The organism is Streptomyces malaysiense (genome assembly GCF_000980885.2).
Lineage (GTDB): Bacteria > Actinomycetota > Actinomycetes > Streptomycetales > Streptomycetaceae > Streptomyces > Streptomyces malaysiense.
In genome coordinates, this window is the sequence record NZ_LBDA02000106.1 from 14,787 (window position 1) to 34,479 (window position 19,693).

The 19,693-nt window shown below is 67.4% G+C and carries 13 protein-coding genes; 5 read left to right on the top strand and 8 right to left on the bottom strand.

What is annotated here, in order from left to right:
• The first annotated feature begins 33 nt into the window (after positions 1 to 33).
• The 3 genes from VT52_RS32660 to VT52_RS32670 all read left to right on the top strand — a co-directional run bounded on the left by VT52_RS32660 (position 34) and on the right by VT52_RS32670 (position 8,881).
• Complete coding sequence (locus VT52_RS32660) at positions 34 to 3,252, top strand: BPTD_3080 family restriction endonuclease (protein WP_240509974.1); 3,219 nt, start codon at positions 34 to 36, stop codon at positions 3,250 to 3,252.
• 5 nt (positions 3,253 to 3,257) lie between these two features.
• Positions 3,258 to 5,996 carry a site-specific DNA-methyltransferase gene (locus VT52_RS32665; protein WP_046427537.1) on the top strand — a complete coding sequence of 913 codons (2,739 nt, stop codon included), beginning with the start codon at positions 3,258 to 3,260 and terminating at the stop codon, positions 5,994 to 5,996.
• A 119-nt stretch (positions 5,997 to 6,115) separates the two neighbouring features.
• A complete protein-coding gene (locus tag VT52_RS32670) occupies positions 6,116 to 8,881 on the top strand; it encodes an ATP-dependent helicase (RefSeq protein ID WP_046427535.1) in 2,766 nt (921 codons plus the stop codon).
• Positions 8,882 to 9,055: 174 nt separating this feature from the next.
• Here the strand turns inward: VT52_RS32670 and VT52_RS32675 are convergent, their stop codons facing one another.
• Together VT52_RS32675 and VT52_RS32680 are read right to left on the bottom strand one after the other, a co-directional pair.
• Positions 9,056 to 9,241 carry a DUF397 domain-containing protein gene (locus VT52_RS32675; RefSeq protein WP_046427533.1) on the bottom strand — a complete coding sequence of 62 codons (186 nt, stop codon included), beginning with the start codon at positions 9,239 to 9,241 and terminating at the stop codon, positions 9,056 to 9,058.
• Positions 9,238 to 10,167 (bottom strand): helix-turn-helix domain-containing protein, encoded by a 930-nt coding sequence (locus tag VT52_RS32680; protein WP_107481514.1) that lies wholly within the window; start codon positions 10,165 to 10,167, stop codon positions 9,238 to 9,240. The genes VT52_RS32675 and VT52_RS32680 overlap by 4 nt, the downstream gene beginning before the upstream one ends.
• 169 nt (positions 10,168 to 10,336) lie before the next feature.
• On the opposite strand from VT52_RS32680, the gene VT52_RS32685 reads away from it, so the two are divergent.
• Together VT52_RS32685 and VT52_RS32690 are read left to right on the top strand one after the other, a co-directional pair.
• Positions 10,337 to 10,807, top strand: coding sequence for an ATP-binding protein (locus VT52_RS32685; RefSeq protein ID WP_046427531.1), 471 nt, complete (start codon positions 10,337 to 10,339; stop codon positions 10,805 to 10,807).
• 211 nt (positions 10,808 to 11,018) lie between these two features.
• Positions 11,019 to 11,750 carry a hypothetical protein gene (locus VT52_RS32690; RefSeq protein ID WP_046427530.1) on the top strand — a complete coding sequence of 244 codons (732 nt, stop codon included), beginning with the start codon at positions 11,019 to 11,021 and terminating at the stop codon, positions 11,748 to 11,750.
• Between the two features lie 1,021 nt (positions 11,751 to 12,771).
• Here VT52_RS32690 and VT52_RS32695 read toward each other — a convergent pair.
• The 6 genes from VT52_RS32695 to VT52_RS32720 all read right to left on the bottom strand — a co-directional run.
• On the bottom strand, positions 12,772 to 13,257 hold the full coding sequence (locus tag VT52_RS32695) for a PIN domain-containing protein (RefSeq protein WP_206306670.1): 486 nt from the start codon (positions 13,255 to 13,257) through the stop codon (positions 12,772 to 12,774).
• On the bottom strand, positions 13,254 to 13,583 hold the full coding sequence (locus VT52_RS32700) for a plasmid mobilization protein (protein WP_240509975.1): 330 nt from the start codon (positions 13,581 to 13,583) through the stop codon (positions 13,254 to 13,256). Before VT52_RS32700 ends, VT52_RS32695 begins: the two co-directional genes overlap by 4 nt.
• Positions 13,584 to 13,752: 169 nt before the next feature.
• Positions 13,753 to 14,202, bottom strand: coding sequence for a hypothetical protein (locus VT52_RS32705; protein ID WP_053055714.1), 450 nt, complete (start codon positions 14,200 to 14,202; stop codon positions 13,753 to 13,755).
• On the bottom strand, positions 14,199 to 16,622 hold the full coding sequence (locus VT52_RS32710) for an AAA family ATPase (protein ID WP_053055712.1): 2,424 nt from the start codon (positions 16,620 to 16,622) through the stop codon (positions 14,199 to 14,201). Before VT52_RS32710 ends, VT52_RS32705 begins: the two co-directional genes overlap by 4 nt.
• A 224-nt stretch (positions 16,623 to 16,846) precedes the next feature.
• Positions 16,847 to 18,520 carry a DUF262 domain-containing protein gene (locus VT52_RS32715; RefSeq protein ID WP_046427527.1) on the bottom strand — a complete coding sequence of 558 codons (1,674 nt, stop codon included), beginning with the start codon at positions 18,518 to 18,520 and terminating at the stop codon, positions 16,847 to 16,849.
• Between the two features lie 209 nt (positions 18,521 to 18,729).
• A partial coding sequence (locus VT52_RS32720) for a PDDEXK-like family protein (protein ID WP_071387726.1) occupies positions 18,730 to 19,693 on the bottom strand: 964 nt, incomplete at its 5' end.

Here is a 19,693-nt window from a genome sequence, read left to right on the forward strand (position 1 = left end):
ACGAAGGCGTGGCGTGAGGGAGATATCCAGAACATGGCAGCAGTGATCGAGAACCCGATCATCAATTCGCCGTACGCGGAACCGGCCTGGCACTGGGAGCTGGACCAGCGGGGCCAGCCGACCGGCGAGCGGGTTGCCGGGCGCCGCCCGAGCGAGACCTGGATGCCCGTACCGCGTGTCAGGAAGGGACGCAAGACCGGCGCCGGCGTCCAGCACGAGCTGTTTCTCGACGGCATCCTGGAGGAGCGCAAAGGCCAGGACGTCATCGGTAACATCCGAGCCGAGGTCTCCCGCTGGCGCCAGGCCGGGTATCCGAACATCACGCCCACGACGCGTCGTCTTCTGGAGTACTGGACGGACGGTACCCGTGAGCGGAAGCTATTCTTCGCCCAGGTGGAAGCCGTGGAGACCGCCATCTACCTGACCGAGGTGGGCACGAAGCTCGGCAAGACGTGGATCGGTGCCCACCTGGACGAGGCCAACCAGGAGCACAACGCCGGCCTGCCCAGAGTCGCTCTGAAGATGGCGACCGGCGCGGGCAAGACCGTGGTGATGGCGATGCTGATCGCCTGGAACACCCTCAACAAGGTCGCCGGCCCGCAGGACCGCCGGTTCGCCAAGCGCTTCCTCCTGGTGGCGCCCGGTGTGACCATCCGGGACCGGCTGCGCGTGCTGATGCCCTCCGACCCGAACAACTACTACAAGGAGCGGGACATCGTCCCCGCAGACCTGTGGGGTGCGCTCGGTCAGGCTCAGGTGGCGATCACCAACTACCACACGTTCATGCTCCGGACTACGCGGGAGGGTCAGGGACTCGCGTCCAAGACCAAGAAGCTGCTCCTGGCCAGGTCCAAGGACGACCCCTTCGTCGAGACGCCCGCCATGATGGTCAACCGGGTCCTGCGCGATCTGGGCGGGAGCAAGGGCGAGATCATCGTCTTCAACGACGAGGCTCACCACTGCTACCAGACCCGCGGGGCCGCCCTGGAGGGGGCCATCACCGTGGACGAGCTGAAGGGGGAGGAGAAGAAGCAGGCCGAGGAGGAGAACAAGCACGCTCGTCAGTGGTTCGACGGTCTGAACCACATCATGCGCAAGACCGGCATCAAGGCCGTCTACGACCTCTCCGCGACCCCCTTCTATCTGAACGGCTCGGGCTACCCGGAGGGCACCCTCTTCCCGTGGGTGGTCAGCGACTTCGGACTCCTGGACGCCATCGAGTCGGGCCTCGTCAAGATCCCGCGTGTACCGGTGGATGACGACGCGGAACACAAGGATGTCTCGTATCTGAACCTGTGGGAGCACATCAGGGACAAGATGCCGACGCGCGCCCAGAAGCCGGCGACGCTCGCGGACAAGACGCTCCCCCCGGTACTGGAAGGTGCCGCCCACAGCCTGTACCGGAACTACGCGCAGGCGTTCGCGCGGTGGGAGGAGGAGACCCGGGGCACCGGATCCACGCCCCCGGTGTTCATCATCGTCTGCAACAACACGACGGTCTCGAAGTGGGTGTACGACCAGATCGCCGGACGTGAGCTCCCGGACGCGGACGGTCTCGGCAAGCCGGGCATGCTGGAACACTTCTCCAACTACGACGCCCAGGGCCGCCGCTATGCCGTCCCGCGCACCATCCTGGTCGACTCGGCGCAGCTGGAGTCCGATAACCCCCAGCTCGACGCCCAGTTCAAGGCAGCGGCGGCCGAGGAGCTGGAGGCGTTCAAGGAGGAGTACCGCACCCGGTTCCCGGACCGCGACGTGGAGGCTCTGAAGGACGCCGACCTGCTGCGCGAAGTCCTGAACACCGTCGGTAAGAAGGGCAAACTCGGGCAGGACGTGCGGTGTGTGGTGTCCGTGTCCATGCTGACGGAGGGCTGGGACGCCAACACGGTCACGCACATCCTCGGGGTCCGAGCCTTTGGCAGTCACCTGCTGTGCGAACAGGTGGTGGGCCGCGGCCTGCGCCGCATCTCGTACGCGGTCAACGAGGAGGGGCTGCTGGAGCCGGAGTACGCGGACGTGTACGGCATCCCGTTCCAGTTCATCCAGACCGATCCGAACCGGGAGCTGAAGTCCAAGCCTCGACCGGAGCCGAAGCACGTCCGTGCCATGAGGGACCGGGAGGACCTGCGCATCACTTTCCCTTGCCTGGAGGGATACCGGGTGGAGGTGGAGGAGGCGCAGTTCTACGCGGACTTCACCGAGGCGGAGCCGTTCAAGGTCGACGAGGGCGTCGCCACACGGGCCGATGTGGAGGGCATCGTCGGAGAGCAGGCCCGGCACACGCTGGTCGACGGCAGGGACATCCGCGTGCAGCAGGTCTCCTTCCAACTGGCCAAACACGCAATGGACTTGCTGGAGGATCCGAAACTCGGACGTAAGCCGTGGATGTTCCCGAACCTGGTATGGCTCGCCAAGGACTGGATCACACACTGCGTCGGCACGGACAACCAGCGCGCCCTGGCGATCATCTCCCAGGTCTCCGAAGAGCGGCAGCGGGCTGCTGAGTTGTTCTTCGCCGCGCTGAACCGCCAGGAAGGCGACAACACGTCCAAGGTGCTGCCCATCTTCGCGCGCTATGCGCCGGAAGGCTCCACGGACAACGTGGACTTCTACACCACCAAGGCGGTCTACGAGGCCGACGAGGACAAGTCGCCGGTGAACTACGTCGTGCTCGACGGGATAGACGGCAACACGTGGGAGCAGATCCTGGCCACGCTGCTCGACGGCAACAAGAACGTGCAGTCGTACGTCAAGAACGACCACCTGGAGTTCGCGATCCCCTACCTCTTCGCGGGACGTACGCACCGGTACCTGCCCGACTTCATCGTCCGGCTGAAGCCCCGGGACGAGGACGACGAGCAGCGCCACCTGATCGTGGAGGTTTCCGGCTCGCGCAAGTCGGCCGGCAAGCGGGCGGTGAAGGCGGAGACCGCGCGGATGTGGTGCGCGGCCGTGAACAACCACGGCGGCTTCGGCAAGTGGGGCTATGTCGAGCTGTCTCAGAACCCGACCACGTTCAAGTCCGGCCTGGCGGCCGCGATCGAGTCGCTCTACGGCGACGGGGCGTTGACGGGTCTGTGCGAGGAAGGGCTCAAGAGCGTGGACAGGCTCAAGAGCGACGATATCGAAGCGGACTGGGGCGACGACGACTACCCCTGGGACGACGACCTGTTCAGCGCGGCGCGCGAGGCCGAAGGCGAATCCCGGCAGCGGCGGCAGCACGACGGCAACGACGACGAGGAAGGGAAGTAAGCACGATGGCCGCTCCCCGGAAGCGCAGTGCGAAGACCGCCGCGAACAGCACCAAGGCCGTGCAGGCCATAAAGCATGAGGAAACACGAGTGAACAACCCGACGGCGGACGCGTTCGACCTGGTCACGGAAGCGGTCGAGGCTGCCATGACCTGGCGCGGCAAGCGCGACTTCGCCAAGGACCCCCAGCTTGTCTGGAAGGGCAAGGACGAGCAGGACCGCGAGGACCTGGAGGTCCCGGCCCCGCCGATCTTCCGCCAGGAGCGGATCGAGCCGCGCTACCTCGTCAAGCAGCTGATGGACGAGACGAAGAGGCGGCGGGAGAGCGAGGGAGGTGAGAGCGCCGGGGAGGAACTCTCGCTCTTCGGTACCGAGTTCTTCGACGACGGTATCCCGGACGAGCTGGACAAGGTCGACTGGTACAACCACCAGATGAACTGGACCAACCGCATGATCCTGGGCGACTCGCTCCAGGTGATGGCGAGCCTTGCGGAGCGGGAGAATCTGCGGGGCAAGGTTCAGATGGTGTATATCGATCCGCCGTATGGGATCAAGTTCGGGTCGAACTGGCAGGCACGGGCGGACAACTCTCGGGTGCGCGACGGAAAGCTAGAAGATGCGACTCGAGAAGTCGAACAGATTAAGGCTTTTCGCGACACTTGGGATCTGGGAATCAGTTCCTACCTCACCTATCTCCGCGATCGCCTAACATCAGCCCGCGACCTCCTTACCGAGTCTGGCTCTATTTTCATCCAGATCGGTGACGAAAATGTTCATTTGGTCCGCTCGCTACTGGATGAAGTGTTCGGATCTGAAAACTTCGTCTCACTGATTGCTTTCAAGACGACATCTGGGGCGGGAAGCTTTGCAGGCGGCACTAACGTGCTCGCCTCCGTTGCCGACTACGTCATCTGGTACGCACGGAACATCGACACCGTCAAGTATCGCCAGCTCTACGTACTCAAGCAGCTCGGAGAATCAGGCGCCAGCGGATACAACTTCGCAGAAACATCTGACGGCACCCGCACAAGATTCAGTTCTACCCCGCCTGAAGGAAGTCGAGTTTTCACGGCTGATAATCTCACAAGCCAGACAACTCGCGTGGGGCAAACGACCGTATTTCCGGTAACGGTTGACGCTGTCACCTACCGCCCGGCGAAAGGAGGATGGAAGACCAATCGCGAAGGGATGGAGCGCCTCAAGAACGCAAAGCGATTGATTGGGCTGGGTCGAACCTTGCGCTACGTAAGGTACTTTGATGATTTTCCGGCCTTCCCCCGTAATAACCTTTGGGACGACACCACAACCGCAGGTTTCGGAGCAGATAAGGTCTACGTAGTCCAGACAAACACGAAGGTCATCGAACGCTGCATGCTCATGGCCACCGACCCCGGCGACCTGGTTCTCGACCCCACCTGCGGCTCCGGAACGACCGCCTACGTCGCCGAGCAGTGGGGCCGCCGCTGGATCACTGTCGATACCTCCCGCGTAGCCATCGCACTCGCCCGGCATCGCCTCATGGGCGCCAAGTACCCCGCCTACCTCCTCGCCGACTCCCTCGAAGGAAAGGCCAAGGAGGCCGAACTCAGCCAGCAGCCGCTCGACCGCTCGCCCTCGAAGCACGACATCCGCCGTGGCTTCGTCTACGAGCGTGTCCCGCACATCACGCTGAAGTCGATCGCGAACAACCCCGACATCAAGGAGGGGATGACCCGCGACCAGATCGACAAGGCGATCAAGAAGCACGCCGAGTTCGAGACGCTGTACGACCGCCCCTACGAGAACAAGAAGGCTGTCCGTGTCGCCGGCCCCTTCACCGTCGAGTCGCTCTCGCCGCACCGCTCCGTCTCCTTCGGCCAGGACATCCCCGCCTCAGAGAAGGCCGCCGAAATGATGCCGTCCGGCGCCTCGTACGAGGAGACGATCCTGGAGCACGTCAAGAAGGCCGGCGTGCAGAACGGCTACCGGAACGAGCGGCTGGAGTTCGAGTCGGTCGAACCGGTGTCCGGGCGGATACTGACCGCCGTCGGCATCCGCAAGGACGCCGAGGAGGGGACACCGGCCCGCGTCGGTATCGCGCTCGGTCCCGAATACGGAACCGTCGACTCCCTCTTCATTAAGAACGCTGCCCGTGAAGCCCTCAGGTTCGGCGAGATCGATCTCCTCCTCATCCTCGGTTTCGCTTTCGACGCGAACGCGACCGAGGCGACCAACGAGATCAACCAGGAGCGGGGCGAGTTCTCCGTCATCCAGCAGCGTCAGGTCGGCAAGATGGCCGTGCTCAACGTCCGTATGAACCCAGACCTCGCCATGGGCGACGAACTCGCCAACACAGGCGCCGGCAACCTGTTCACGGTCTTCGGCGAGCCCGACATCGAGCTGACGGAGACGAGCGACGGCCAGCTCGTCGCCGAGATCAGGGGCCTCGACATCTACAACCCGACGACGGGTGACGTCCGTGCCGAGGGCCCGGACGACATCATGATGTGGTCGATCGACACGGACTACGACGCCGAGGCCTTCATCGTGCGTCACGTCTACTTCTCGGGCGAGAACGGGAAGTCCACGGGGCTCAACCCGTACGAGCGGCTCGGCAAGGCGCTCAAGGGACAGATCGACGACGAGGCGCTGTCCACCCTCTTCACCACGAAGTCCCGCCCCTTCCCCAAGCCCGAGTCCGGACGCATCGCCGTCAAGGTCGTCAACTACTACGGCGACGAAGTCCTCAAGGCCATCGACATCTGACACCACCGGGTGGGGTGCGTACCGCCACGGCACGCACCCCACCCGCCACCGATCACGCCACACGAAAGCGCCACGTCACCGCACCAGCACCAGCACAACAGCCAGTTTCGGGGGGAACAGTGCAGTTCACGGACGCCCAGCGCACCGCCATCGACACCCACGACGACAACCTCCTCATCGTCGCCTGCGCCGGTTCCGGCAAGACGGAGGTGATCTCGCAACGGATCGCCCGCCTGATCGGGCGGCCCGGTGTCCAGCCCAGGAACATCGTCGCCTTCACCTTCACCGAGAAGGCCGCAGGCGAGTTGAAGGAGCGTGTGCACACACGGATCCGCGAACTCCACGGCGAGGTGCACGGCCTGGCCGAGATGTACATCGGCACCATGCACGGCTACGCCCTCGACCTGCTGCACAGCCACGTGCCCGAGGCGTTCAAGTACAACGTCCTCAACGACGTGCAGACCCGCCTGATCATCGACAAGTACAGCACCCAGTCAGGGCTGACCACGACGAGCGCGATCGTCCAGGGAACCCCGAAGCCCCTGCGGCGCTGGGTCAACTCCAAGCTGTACCAGCAGGTCATGTCGATCCTCCGGGAGGACGACGTAGATCTGGACGGGCTCCGCCCCGACGTGGCGGACGGGCTCGACAAGTACATGCGACTGCTCAGCGACCGCGCGTACTTCGACTACACAGCCATCCTCCACAACACCGCGGTCCTGCTCAATGACGACAACGACGAGGGCGACGAGTCCGTCCTGAGCCTTCAGCGGCACGTCAAGGAGACCGTCAGGTACGTCGTCGTCGACGAGTACCAGGACACCAACCCGGTCCAGGAGCAGCTGATCCGCGGGCTCACCCGCCACGGGGCGAACCTCTGCGTGGTCGGTGACGACGACCAGACGATCTACCAGTGGCGCGGCAGTGCTGTCGAGAACATCCTCACGATCGAGAACCGCTACCCAGGCGTCCGCCGAGCCACGCTGAACGAGAACTTCCGCTCCAGCCCCGCCATCGTCGACCTCGCGCGCCGAGTCGTCGAGCAGATTCCGCCTGGCGAACGCCTCAGCAAGGCGATGACGGCCGCCGGCCACCAGACTTTCGAGCGCGGCGACCTGCTGGCACTCGAATTCCCGGACACGGAGGCGGAGGCCGGCTGGCTCGTGGACCGCATGGAACGGCTGCGCGGCGTGCCGTTCCAGGACCGGGAAGGCAGCGAACCCCGGGGACTCGACTGGTCCGACTTCGCCGTCCTGTTCCGCTCCGTTAAGGCCGACGCCGGCCCGCTCGTCGAAGAGCTCCGACGCCGCGACATCCCATATGTCATCAAGGGCCTGACCAAGCTCTTCGAGACACCGGAGGTCCAGGCGGCAGTCAGCTGCTTCCGGTTCGTCGCGGGGGAGGCCGACGAGCAGGACGTGATCGACGCATGGATCGACGCCGGCGTCGGGCTCACGGAGGGTGATGTCCGCGCCGGACTCCCCGTGCTCACCGCGGCCATGCGGTGGGACGCGTCCAAGCCCTGGGACTCCACCACGCTCCAAGGCGTCTTCCTTGATTTCCTCGAAGCCGTCGAGCTGCGCGAGGAGCGTGTTCCGCGCGAGCGGGGCGAACTCGTCTACTACAACCTCGGTCGCTTCTCCACCGCGATCGGGGACTTCGAGCGCATCCACCTCACCAGCGAGCCCCAGCAGCGGTTCGACGCGTTCGCCAAGTGGGTCGAGTACCAGGCTCCCGACTACTACGAGGAGTCCGACGGGGACAACGGCTACGCCCAGCCCAACGCCGTCGTCATCGCCACCGTCCACCAGGCCAAGGGCATGCAGTGGCCGGCCGTCTTTCTGCCCGCCCTGCGCAAGAACACCTTTCCCGCCTCCGGCCGGGGCGGACTCGGCGTATTCCACGTGGTCGAAGAGAGCCTCGTCCCGGGCGCGGCCCGCTACCGGGGCACCGAGGCGGACGAGCGCCGCCTGTTCTACGTCGCCGTCACCCGCGCCCAGAAGTACCTGGCACTCTCCTTCGCCCCCACGGAGAAGCGCACAGGCAAGAAGCGTTCGGACTTCTTCAACGAGGCCACGCAGGTGCACACCGTCCTGACCCGCGAGGTCCACCCTTCCCCCGACGGACGGCTCACGCCAACCCCCATGCGCGGTATCCCCGAGGTCGTCATGTCCTTCTCGGACCTGAAATACCTCTTCGAGTGCCCGTACTCCTTCAAGCTCCGCCTTCTGTACGGCTTCGACTCGCCTCTGCAGAAGGAACTCGGCTTCGGCAAGTCGCTCCACGACGTCATGGCGGAGATCCACAAACGGGCCATCGAGGGCGACATCGCTGCCCCGGAGGAGGCGGAGGACCTGGTGGACCGTCACCTCAACCTCCCCTTCGCGAACAAAGCGGCGGCAGACCAGCTCCGCCCCGCCGCCGAGACGGCCGTGCGGCGCTACCTGGAACGTCACGGCGCGACCCTGCACCAGACGAGATACTCCGAGCAGCCCGTCGAGATCCACCCGGTCCCCGGCGTCACCGTCACCGGCCGAGTCGACCTGATCAAGCGACTGGACACGAACGAGACGTCGGTCGTCGACTTCAAGTCGAGCGAGCGCGCTCAGGCCGAGAACCTCACCCGTGACCAACTGCACCTGTACGTGCTCGGGTACCGGGAGCTGACGGGCCAGAACGCGGATGTCGTAGAGGTCCTCAACCTCGATAAGGCAGGACGTGACACGCGCGAAATGGTGGACCCGGAGGTCATGACCGACCTCAGCAAGCGGGTCACGGAGGCTGCGGACTCCTTGCGCACCAACCGGCTACCCCGCCTGGACAGTTGGTGTTCGTCCTGCGCCGGCTGCGACTTCGCTGGCATCTGCCGAAGCCGCGAAAGTTGACTGGACTCTGCCATCCCACCTGAGAGCCCGTTCCCGGCCTGTGCCAGGGCACGGGAAGCCCCAGCCCCAGTTGGGCGTACGCAGTTCGGTACGCGGCATTGCCGCCGGTGTGATGCGGGATCGGGCGGCACCGCTCCCGCATCACCTGTCATCGGCCATCGACGCCTACACCGCTCAAACCTCCGTCACGAACCCCACGAACCGCGACCACCCCTCACGCCCCACCGCGAAGTGAGGGCGCGCCACGTCCTTGGAGTCCCGTACGCAGATGGCCTGTTCGGTGACGGCGACCTCGACGCAGCTGTCGCCCTGGGTGCCGCTGTAGCTGGACTTGAACCAGGCCAGTTCCGTCGTGCTCATAGCTCTCCTCGCAGTCGCTCCAACAGACCCCGGGAGTCTTTGGGGTTCAGGGCCTGCGAGCGCAGTGTGTCATAGCGCTGGTAGAGGAGGCTCACCTCTTTCGGGTCGGAGATCAGGCGGCCGTTCTGCTGCCCCTCGGAGTACGCGAGTCGCTGCCGTTTCGGCGTCTCCAGCAGCTGCAAGGGACCATCCAGACACGCGTGGAACTCCGTGTCCAGCGGCATGATCTGCAACGTCACGTTGCGCGGCGCGGTCAACTCCAGGACATGGTCGTACAAGCCCCGCATCACATCCGCCCCGCCGAGCTGACGTCGGAACACATGCTCCTCGACGATGAAGCTGAAGGGGACGCTGTGCCGCTCACCCAGCAGCTTCTGCCGACCGAGCCGCGCGACGAGCTGGTCCTCCAACTCCTGATCCGACAGCAGCGGGATGCTGTTGTCGAACACCGCCCGCGCATACCCCTCCGACTGCAACAACCCCGGCACCAGCCGACACTCATACGTACACAGGCTCACCGCCACCCGCTCCAGCCGTGCCCACTCCCGGAACCACGCCGCGAGCCCCACATCCCCCCGCCCCCGCGTCACGTACTTCGACGACTTCCGCAACGCGCCAGTGTTCCCGAGGAGTTCCTCCGACCGCACCACGTACGACTCGTCGGGCATCCGCCGCCCCAGCTCCACCGACTCCACGGTGTGCTTGGAGAAGCGCACCAGGTCCGCGAACTCGGCCCTGCTGTACCCCGCGTGCTCGCGCAGCGCCTGCTGGACGGCACCCCAGGTCCGCAGACTGTCCGAGGGGTCGGGCTCGCGGTCCGGCTCACAGGCGGCCAGGTCGTCGCCGTCAGGACCACCGTCATGACTGCCGTCGCGGCCGTTGCCGCCGCCGTGGTCGCTGCCTACGCTGTCGATGCCGCCCGTCATCCGCGGCCACCTCCGGTTCCGTACGCGTACTGTCCGTCGTACCTGCGGCCGACGGCACCCAGAGTGACGGACCGTACCCCGTACCGTCCACGGAATGTGCCCGTACGCTGACGTACCGTACGGGCCAGGCGCCTGGAACACGCCCCCGCGCGCCCGTCACCGTGGCCTCATGAACGGAACCACCCCCCAACTCTCCGCAACCGTACGCACGTTCTCCCAGCTCCTGTCGTCCACCCGCCGCGGAGCCCGCCTCGCCCGTCTGCTCGCCGTCGAACAGCTCCGCGCCTGGGAAGTGTCACCCGGCGTCACCGAGCGCGCCGAACAGATCGTGGCCGAACTCGCCGGCAACGCCGCCCTGCACGGCCGCGTCCAGGGACGCGATTTCCGCCTCGTCCTCACCCTCGACACCGGCACCCTCCGCATCGCCGTCACCGACGCCCGTGGCGATCAACTCCCGTCCCTGTCGGCCTCGGCAGACGTCGGCCCTCTCCCCGACGCCGAGTCGGGTCGAGGCCTCCTCCTGGTCGCCGCCTTGGCCGACCGTTGGGGCACGGACCCGTATCCGCCCGGCGGCAAGACGGTCTGGGCCGAATGCGCCTGTGAACCCCACGGCCCGGACACGCACAGCGGGCGTACCTGACCGCGACGGCCGGGCGCGGTTCACCCGCTACGCGGCACGCGGCTGAGCACAACCCTCGGCCATGACTGAGGAGTTCAAGCCAGACGTCTGGGTGAACCGCCACCGCAACGGCTCCAAGCTTGAGACCGGTAGCTGCCGTTGGGGGAAACCGTCCCAGAACCGGCAGCCTGAGTGGGAGACTTGGGGCCTAACGACCCAAGGAGTTCAAAACATGGCAACAGATGCCCACGACGGACCCGTTTCGGCAGCAGACGGACGTGGGCAGCGAGTCCTCGACCTCCTGGACAAGGCAATCGACAGCCAGAACCTACTGGTGCGCAAGAACATAGCGCGGGCCCGCCAACGGACCCCAGAGGCGACGCCGGCAGAGGTGATCCGCAATCTGGAGCGGATGTACGTCAGCGCCTTGACCGGAACCGGTGCTGCAGTTGGAGGAACCGCAGCCGCGCCCGGCGTCGGCACGGGAGTCGCACTGGCACTCTCGGCAGGCGAAGCTCTCTCGTCCCTTGAACTGAGCGCCCTCTTCGCCCTCTCGCTCGCCGAGGTCCACGGAGTCCCCATCGACGAGATCGAGCGCCGCCGAACGATCGTGATGGGAATCATGCTCGGCGGGAGTGGCTCCGCCACCATTACCAAGGCCGCCGAGCGTACGGGGCAGCACTGGGGACGTCAGGTTGTCGCCAAGGTGCCCGTCGAGACGTTGCGTCAGATCAACAAGATCCTGGGAAAGAACTTCATCACGAAGTACGGGACCAAGCAGGGGATCATCGTTCTCGGTCGAGTGGCACCCTTCGGTATCGGCGCTGTGATCGGTGGTGGTGCCAACGCCGCCATGGGCACTCTGGCTGTGAGGGCCGGTCGTCGCGCCTTTGGCCCGCCCCCGACGTCGTGGCCAGGGCTGACGTCCAGCACGCCGCCAGCGTCCGAGAACTCGCCTGGCTGACCCTCGGTGCACTGAAGTACGTCGAGCGCCCCGCCTCCGCTGTCGCAGTCGATTACGGCGTGTCCAGCGCCTACGTGGTTGCCGCGTGACCTCGCTCCGGGCCATCGGAGCGAGGTCACGCGGAACATCCCGTCCGCGATATCCCACGTGATGCGAGCCGAGACCGGCAGGACACGGCAGCAGGCACGGTATACATCAGCTCAACCAAGGGGGTGCTTGTGGGCGACGGAGGGTTCAACCGCACGTGTTTGAAGTGCCGCAACTCCATCGAGGTAGACCAGGACGGGCGCGTGGTCGCCCATGACAGGCCGATAAGTCGTTTCCCCTGCTATGCCTCTGGTCAGCTCGCCGCACTTGTGTCGGTCGAGTGGGGACCCGGGCCTCGACGTAGCCGGCGGACTACGGTCAGAGACAAGGGGCGCGGGCGTGCCTTGCGGGAGAAGACCGAGTACCTCATGCCCCCTGAGTGGCTGCCGAATTATCGGGGTGAGCACCTGCCGACAATCGGCCTGCCCGCCAAAGGGTGGTTCGGTGTCTGGTTCCCGGCTCACACGATGTGGGAGCACGAGCGGAAACTGTCCGGCTGGGTCGGAAGCGATAGATCGTTCCGGTGGGACAGCCGCGAGGGGTGCTGGACGGTGGCCAGCGCTCACTTCCCCCACATCAGCCGGGAGCTGCTCCGCAGGTATCCGAGCGTCCTCATCGGCCGTGAGTACAACCCACGTGAAAGGTGCAACTCGTCCTGTCAGAACGCCCAGGGCTTCCTGTGCACCTGCTCCTGCCGTGCCAAGTACCACGGTCGTGGTAAATGGCGAAGCGGGTGGAGGACTCTGGGCGAGTTCAGCGGTCGGCGCGCGGGGAGGCCGTGGCACTGGATGGCCGTTGCCGTTGGTGGCTGATCACCTCGGCACCCGCTCGCGGAGCGAGCCTGCGCAGGGCCGAGCTCCGTGCCCCGCTCCTGCCGACGGCTTGTTCACCGCCTGCGCGACGCCTGGACAGGGCCGAGCGTGGCTCCCGGTCATCAGACAGCGACCACGTGCACGTCCGACGGCGCGAGAATCGTCAGGTAGGCGTGGATGTCCCCAGGGTCGGCGGTGAAGATCACCGAGCTGCCGTGCCGGGCCGCTGCCAGGGCCACCCAGGCGTCCACCGCGTCCGGCCGCTTCTTCGCCGGCAGGACCGCCCGCCCCAGAGCGGTCCCGATGCGCCGCCAGTCCGCGAGGTCCGGGCCCGTCGCGCAAGCCAGACACTCCGGACGGCCCGCCTTCGTCTCACGCATGGGCGGCTCGGACGTACGGGCCTGAGGGACCGTGCAGTCCTTCAGGACGCCGGACAGGGCATGCACCAGCGCCGGCTGGGGACGCCACACCTGGGCGAGGACCGGTCCGAGCACCAGCGCCCGGTGCGGGACCGTGCGTAGTCCCTCGTGCAGAGCCACCGCCTTCGCTTTGCGGTCGGCGAGTGCGATGAGCATGCCGGTGTCGTAGACCGGCACCCGTGCGCTCACGCGGCGTGTCCCGGACGGCGGCCTTGCCGGTCGCGGCCGTGGACGAGCCCCAGGGCCTCCTCGACCTCGCGGCGTTCCTGCTCCGTCAGCTCAGCGGCCGGTTCCGGGGCAGGTTCGGCGGGCAGCCCGTCCGCTGCACGCTCTGCCCGGGCGATGAGTGCGTCCACCTCGGCGAACTGTTCCTCTATGGCATCGCTCTCGGCCATCTGGCGCGTTGCGGCATGCACCAGATAGGCCGAGACGTCCATTCCCGCCCGTTCCGCGTGCTGCCTGATGCGTTCGGCCTGGTCCTGCTCCAAGCTGATGCTGATGCGCGTCTTCGCCACGAAGGCATCGTAATACGCGTATGACGACAGTGCCAATGCCGCCGGTCGAGGTGGACAAGCAGGCACGCCCCCTCTCCCCGGCGCCCCGTCCCGTACCGCCCCGCCCCGCCCACCAGCCGGCGTCTGCCGCCTGCCCCGCGCGACGGGCCTGCGGTCCGACTGCGATCCGTCACCGCGTCCGGAGCGTCAACGCCGCGATCACCCGATCTGCGTCGTCCCGCCACGCACACAACTCCGCGTGCGTGGGAGCCAGCTCGTACCCGTGGTAGTGGCAGGCCCGGCTGAGGCCGGCCCAGGTCGCCGACCAGCGGCGGGCCGTGTCGGGGTCGGCGTAGGACTCCAGGCACAGGGCCTGGGCGTGCGGCGGGCAGTGGGCCAGCTGCGGTTTGCGTGCCTGCCAGTAGCGGCGCAGGGCCTCTTCGAGGGCGTGGCGCAGCAGCAGTGCCACGGCGCGTGGCCAGACTCCCGTGGTGGAGGCGGTGGCCGTGCCGAGCAACCGGTCCGCGCCCGCGAGCAGTTCCTCAGGGGTCGAGATGGACGGCGGCGGAGGTGGGAGGGGTACGGGAAGCCGGGGCGGGCGCGCGGTCGGGACGGGTGTGGCCGGGCGGATCGTGGTCACAGGGATCGCACCGCCTTCGCGAGTTCCGCGGTGCGGCGGATGATCTCCTCCACGTCGTCGACGGGCACGGCTTCGTGGGAGCCCTTGTTGCACCACCGAATGTGGTCGGTGCCCTGCTGGCCGTAGGCCCGGGTGAGGTCGGTCATGGTCTCGCCCACCCGGTCGGTTTCCCCGTAGAGGGCGAGAGAGGCCAGTTCGGTGAGCTTGTGTGCCTTGGCGATGCGTCGCTCGATCTCGTCGTGGGGCAGGCCCGTGCCGAGGAGCCGGCGGCGGGCCGGTTCGAGGAGGGCGGCCTCCAGGGCGGTGCGGCACAGGCCGGGCAGGACCCGGGCGACGACGTCGCCGGGCAGGTCACGGGTCCTGGCGAGCGCCTTCGCGTCGTACAGGGCCTGCTTGACGGGGTCGTCGCCGGAGCGGACGCGTACGGCGGAGCGCTCACGGCGGTCGACGGTGAGGACGGTGGCGGGCAGCCGCAGGTACTTCAGGGCCTGCGGCAGGCGGGTGTCGTGGGTGAAGACGACGACCTGGCGGTGCTCGGCGAGGAGGGCGAGGACGCGGGCGAGGCCGTCCACCTTGGCGGGGTCCATGGACTGCACCGGGTCGTCGATGACGAGGAACCGGAAGGGGTTCTCCGGGAGGAAGGTGCGCGGGAGGAAGAGGGACAGGGCGAGGGAGTGCAGTTCCCCCTGGCTCATCACGCCGAGCGCGGGGGCGTCGATGTCGTCGACGGTCACGTCGAGGGCGACCTTGCGCTGGGTTGCGGAGCCGCTCAGGCGGACCGGGCCGAGGGCGACGTTGCTCTGCTGGCGCAGGTTGGACCAGATGCGCTGGGCGTCCTCGGCGATGGGACGCATCCGGTCGGCGCGGATCTCGTCGTGGGTGGCCCTGAGCCATTTCTGGGCGGCCTTGACGCGGGCCAGGTGCGGGGCCGCCTGCTCGGCTGCGTGGGCCTTGTCCAACCAGGCAGCGAGCGCCCGCGCGGCGTCGCGCCAGGTGTCGTCCTGGTCTGCGAGGCGTGTCGCGGCCTCCTGGCGGGCGACCCGTGCGGCGTCGGCGGCGATCCGTGCGGCGTTCTCGGCGGCGGATGCCAGTACGGCCGGGTCGGATACGGTGCGGCACCGCAGCCAGTCGTCCCAGGCGGCGGCGATCTCGGACGGCAGCCAGTCGGGGGGCGGGACGGCCAGGCCACGGACGGCCTGCGCGGCCGCGTCGAGTTCCCTGCGGGCGGTGAGCACCTGCTCGGCCTCGGCGCGCAGCAGGCTTTCCTGTTCGGCGGCGTCGCGTGCCCATTCCTCGTCGAGGCGGGCCGTGCCGCCGCACACCGGGCAGGTGTCGAGGGCGGGGTGGGCGCGGTGGTGGGCGAGCGCGCGGGCGAGGAGTTCGGCGCGGCGCAGCGCGTCCTCGGCGGACGTGCCCCGCAGGTCCTCGGCGGAGGCGATGGCTTCGCGCAGCCGGGTCACCGCCGTGGCGACCGCCTCGATGTCGGGTCCGGTCAGGGTGGAGCGGCGGCGCAGGTCGAACAGGAGGGCCTCGTCCACCGGGCCGGTCCCGGCGGCCAGTTCGGCCGCCCGCGCAAGGTCCGGGCGCCGCCCGCTCAGTGCGGTGTGGGCGCTCTGGGCGCGGGGGTCGTCGGTGCCGTCCAGGAGGGTGAGCAGGGCGGGGAGTTCGGCCTTCGCCTCCTTGGCGGGCGCGTCGTACTCGCGGGTCCGGTCTCGCAACCACTTGTCGGCGGCGGCGAGTTGCTCCAGACCGAGGATGGAGGCGACGGCGTCGTACATCTCGCTGGGCCTGCCGCCGATCACCTGGCCGAGTTCGGAGTACGACAGGAAGGGGCGGTAGGTCGCCAGATCCTCCTGCCAGCCGAGGCCCGGGAGGGGGACGGGGGCGTGGCCGGGCCGGTCGAGTTCGGCAGTGGAGTCGGCAACGTCGTCCCCGTGCCAGGTGCGCAGCACGGTGGCCGGCTCTGGATCGCCGTCGAGGCGCAACTCCACGGCGACCTTGGGTTCCTGGCCGTGGTGGAGGTTGCGCCAGCTCTTGCGCCAGATGTCGCTGCGGCCGCGCCAGCGGGCGTTGTCGCCGGTCAGCGCGATCTCGACGGCTTCCGCGAAGCTCGACTTGCCGGAGCCGTTGCGGCCGGTGACCAGGGTGAGTCCCGGGCCGGGGGTGAGGGGGAGACGTGCGGTACGGCCGATGCCGCGGAAGCCGCTGACCGTGACGGACTGCAGGTAGGCGCCCGGCATCCGGCCGCGCGCCCCGCCGTCGTCCTGGAAGGCGGTGAGCAGGAGGGCTCGGGTGCCCTCGTCGAGGTCCGAGCCGGCGAGGCGCGCGGCGATGAGACTGGCAAGGGTGCCCGCCGACGGCTCCTGGGCGGGCGGCCCTGCGGGAGACGAGTCCGGGGCGGGATCGGCGGGTACGGGCATGACGGGACTCCCGTGGAGGCGACGACTGCGGAGCGTACGGCCGGACAGGCCGACGGCAACTGAACGACAGGGGACACACGGGAACAGCGTTGTAACGCGGGGCCGTGAGACCTGAGTTGTGGACGACCATAGCCCACACAGACTCAACAATGGAACTCTTTGGAACTTCATGGAGATCATTGGACTCGGGGCCGGGATGTGACGCCCCGCCCCGGCCCCCGCGCTCACAGACGCCACTCCTCGAAGAGCACCCCCAGCAGCTCCTCCTGCCTGGCCTTCAGCACCTCGGGGGTCCACTCGACGTGCTGGAGCACCTGGCTGGTCAGCGCGAAGGGGACCACTCCCCCGCGGCCGGTGAAGTACTTGGCCTTCTTGGCGGTGAAATCGTAGTTCTGGGCCGCCGAGTTCTTGGCGCGGTTCAGCAGCACCAGGTTTCCCAGGCGGTGTGTCCACTGGGCACGCTGCTCCTCGTCGAACAGCCCGACCCACTGCGAATCGGCCTTCGGGTTCTGCGGCAGCACGTGCTCCACTGTGATGAGCGGGTGGTCGTAAGTCACTCCCTGCCCACGGGCCAGCAGCTCGTCGAGCCGGAGCAGCACGTACTTGCGGATCTTGCCGACCAGATAGAGATCGCCCTCGAGTCTCGCCCGGGTCTCGGCCTTCTCGTCGTCCCTCAGTTCGAGGGCCGGGGAGGCGAGGCCCTGCCCTTCGTCGAGCTGCCGAAGCAGCTCGGCGTAGCGTGTGACGCGGGGAGTCGTGTAGACGCGACGGACGAACATGCTGGCCGACAGCCGCTCCAAGGCCCGCATGAACGTGTCGAGCCATGCCGGGTCGTCCTCGTGGTGGCGCAGCGCCCAGAGAGCGGTGGGCCGCCAGTCGTAGTTGTCGACCTGCTGGAGCCTCCTGAACCAGGCGTTGACCGCCTCCGCACCCGAAGCGGACTCATAACGCGCTTCACGGATCTGGGCATAAGCCTCGGCATACGGCCGGACGACGTCATGGACGAAGACCTCGCCCCTGCCGGGGAGATAGCGGCTGAGTACCTGCTCAGGGAACTCCTTGAGCAGCTCCTGTTCCGCCCGCTTCTTGGCAAAGATCATCCGCAGGTGGAGGAAGAGTTCCGCGAAGTCGTCGCGCCCCAGCATCTCCTCGGCGTCCTCCCAGGTGGTGGCGCACGCCTCAGACGCCTCCGCCCCGAGATCCCCGATGATCTGCGACTTGAAGATGTCGGTGGGAGACAAGTCCAGGCCGCGGGAGTTCATGACGCTGAAGATCCGGTGTGCGCTGTCGAGGTCAGGAGTGCTGACGACGACAAGGAACGTCCGCTCGGCGAGCATCTGAGCCAGTTCCAGCCGGCGTTCCTCGGTCAACGCGGTGAGGCTGCGGTGGAGGACTGTCGCGTTGCGGAGGACGGCCTTCTGTGCGTCGGTCCGCAGGGCTTCCTCCTTGAGCGTCAGAAGAGTGCCCACTGCGCCCTTCGTCTGGACGTACTTCTCGAAGAAGTCCGCGTCACGGCTTCGCAGAGTGAGCCGCGGCCTCGGGGCGAGCCCACGGATCTTGGCACCCGGCTCCATGACCAGCCGGTCGAGGTCGCCGCGCAGCTCCGGATCCTCGGTGAGGTCGCGCAGGACCGACAGGAGGATGGTCAGGGTCGTGAGGCGCTGCTGGCCGTCGATGACGTCCGCCTTCGGGACCGCGCTGTTCTTGACGAGCACAACGGATCCGAGGAAGTACGGCTCATCCGTCCCACGGACCAGGGCTTCCTGCAGGTCCATCAGCAGTTGAGCGGCCTGCTCCTCCTGCCAGGCATAGGGGCGCTGGTAGTCAGGTATCTGAAAGTCGTAGTCACTGCTGAACACCTTGTGCAAGGGCATCTCGTGCGCCTCGAGCTTTTGCATGCCCCGATGATGTCGGAAAGGTGGAGCTCCGCGGCACTGATCCGATGCAACTTCCTTCCACGCGGGAGCGATTCCATGGGAGCCGCAGCCGTCCCACGCCTAGACGGGGGCTTCACCGTCTGCTGTTGTATCGACGACAGCGTGAGCACCCGCCACGTCCGGCATGAGGTTCAGCAGGGACCGGAAGTCCGGCCCCTCTCAGCCGACGCTCAGCCGCGCCCGTCTCCCGTGCCCCACACGTCTGCGTGCCACGTCAACGCCCGCCGCGCATAGGTGGCACCGAGCCGGACGAGCTGCCCGATCGTCAGGTCCGGCGCTGGGAAGCTCCGGTAGACGAAGTCGGGCGCGAACCCGTTGAAGGCCAGCGGAGCATTCGGGGCGGTTACAGGCCGCTCGGGCCCTGTGTCGCCCAGCAGGGTGCGCGCCTGGTCGAAGCAGAAGTAGTCGCCGTAGGCGCGGGCCTCCTGTTCGCGGTTCGCCCGCCGTGTCGGGCCGGGGCCGTGGGCAGGGCCAGGGCCGGTCAGGTAGACCAGCCGGAACTGGCCTTCCTGGATCTGCCAGCCGAAGCAGGGGGGCGTCTCCGCAGTGAACATCTCCACGATGCCCTGGCCCCGGCTCATCGTCGTCCGCACGATGACCCCGTCCTGCTCGATCTCCCGCACCAGCTCTGCCCGGACGAGGCCCGAGACATGCAGGCAACGCATCTTCTGCACGGTCGCGTCCAGTCGAGCGCTCTTGAGGATCGCGACCGCTTCCTCCGGCAGCAGCAACGGTTCCGCCCCCGCGGGGGTGCCGACCTCGGCGGCCAGTCGCACGAGCTTGCCGATCAAATCGAGCCAGTGCTCGAACACGTCGGCGCCGAACCCGTCCGCTTGCCGGAGACCGGGCAGACAGGGCCGCAGCGCGGCACACAGGTCCTCGTAGCTGCGGTAACGCCAGGCAAGACCGTTCGGGGTCGTCCATGAACCGTCCGGCCAGCCGGGAGCGACCAGGCTGAGCAGTACCAGGACGGGATGGTCCAGGCCGTGGAGCTTGCCCGCTGCGTACGCGTCCAACTGGCCAGTGTCCGGGAGCGAGAACACCTTGTTCTCGATCACCAGCGGGCTGCGCCCGGGATGCTCCACGACCAGATCGAGGTTGCGCCACTCCCTGAGGTTCCCCCGCTGCGCGGGA

Bases quoted from the DNA above. Each gene is read 5' to 3' on its own strand.
- VT52_RS32660 (WP_240509974.1), top strand. From the start codon at position 34: ATGGCAGCAGTGATCGAGAACCCGATCATCAATTCGCCGTACGCGGAA.
- VT52_RS32715 (WP_046427527.1), bottom strand. From the start codon at position 18,520: ATGCAAAAGCTCGAGGCGCACGAGATGCCCTTGCACAAGGTGTTCAGC.
- VT52_RS32675 (WP_046427533.1), bottom strand. From the start codon at position 9,241: ATGAGCACGACGGAACTGGCCTGGTTCAAGTCCAGCTACAGCGGCACC.
- VT52_RS32680 (WP_107481514.1), bottom strand. From the start codon at position 10,167: ATGACGGGCGGCATCGACAGCGTAGGCAGCGACCACGGCGGCGGCAAC.
- VT52_RS32685 (WP_046427531.1), top strand. From the start codon at position 10,337: ATGAACGGAACCACCCCCCAACTCTCCGCAACCGTACGCACGTTCTCC.
- VT52_RS32665 (WP_046427537.1), top strand. From the start codon at position 3,258: ATGGCCGCTCCCCGGAAGCGCAGTGCGAAGACCGCCGCGAACAGCACC.
- VT52_RS32690 (WP_046427530.1), top strand. From the start codon at position 11,019: ATGGCAACAGATGCCCACGACGGACCCGTTTCGGCAGCAGACGGACGT.
- VT52_RS32710 (WP_053055712.1), bottom strand. From the start codon at position 16,622: ATGCCCGTACCCGCCGATCCCGCCCCGGACTCGTCTCCCGCAGGGCCG.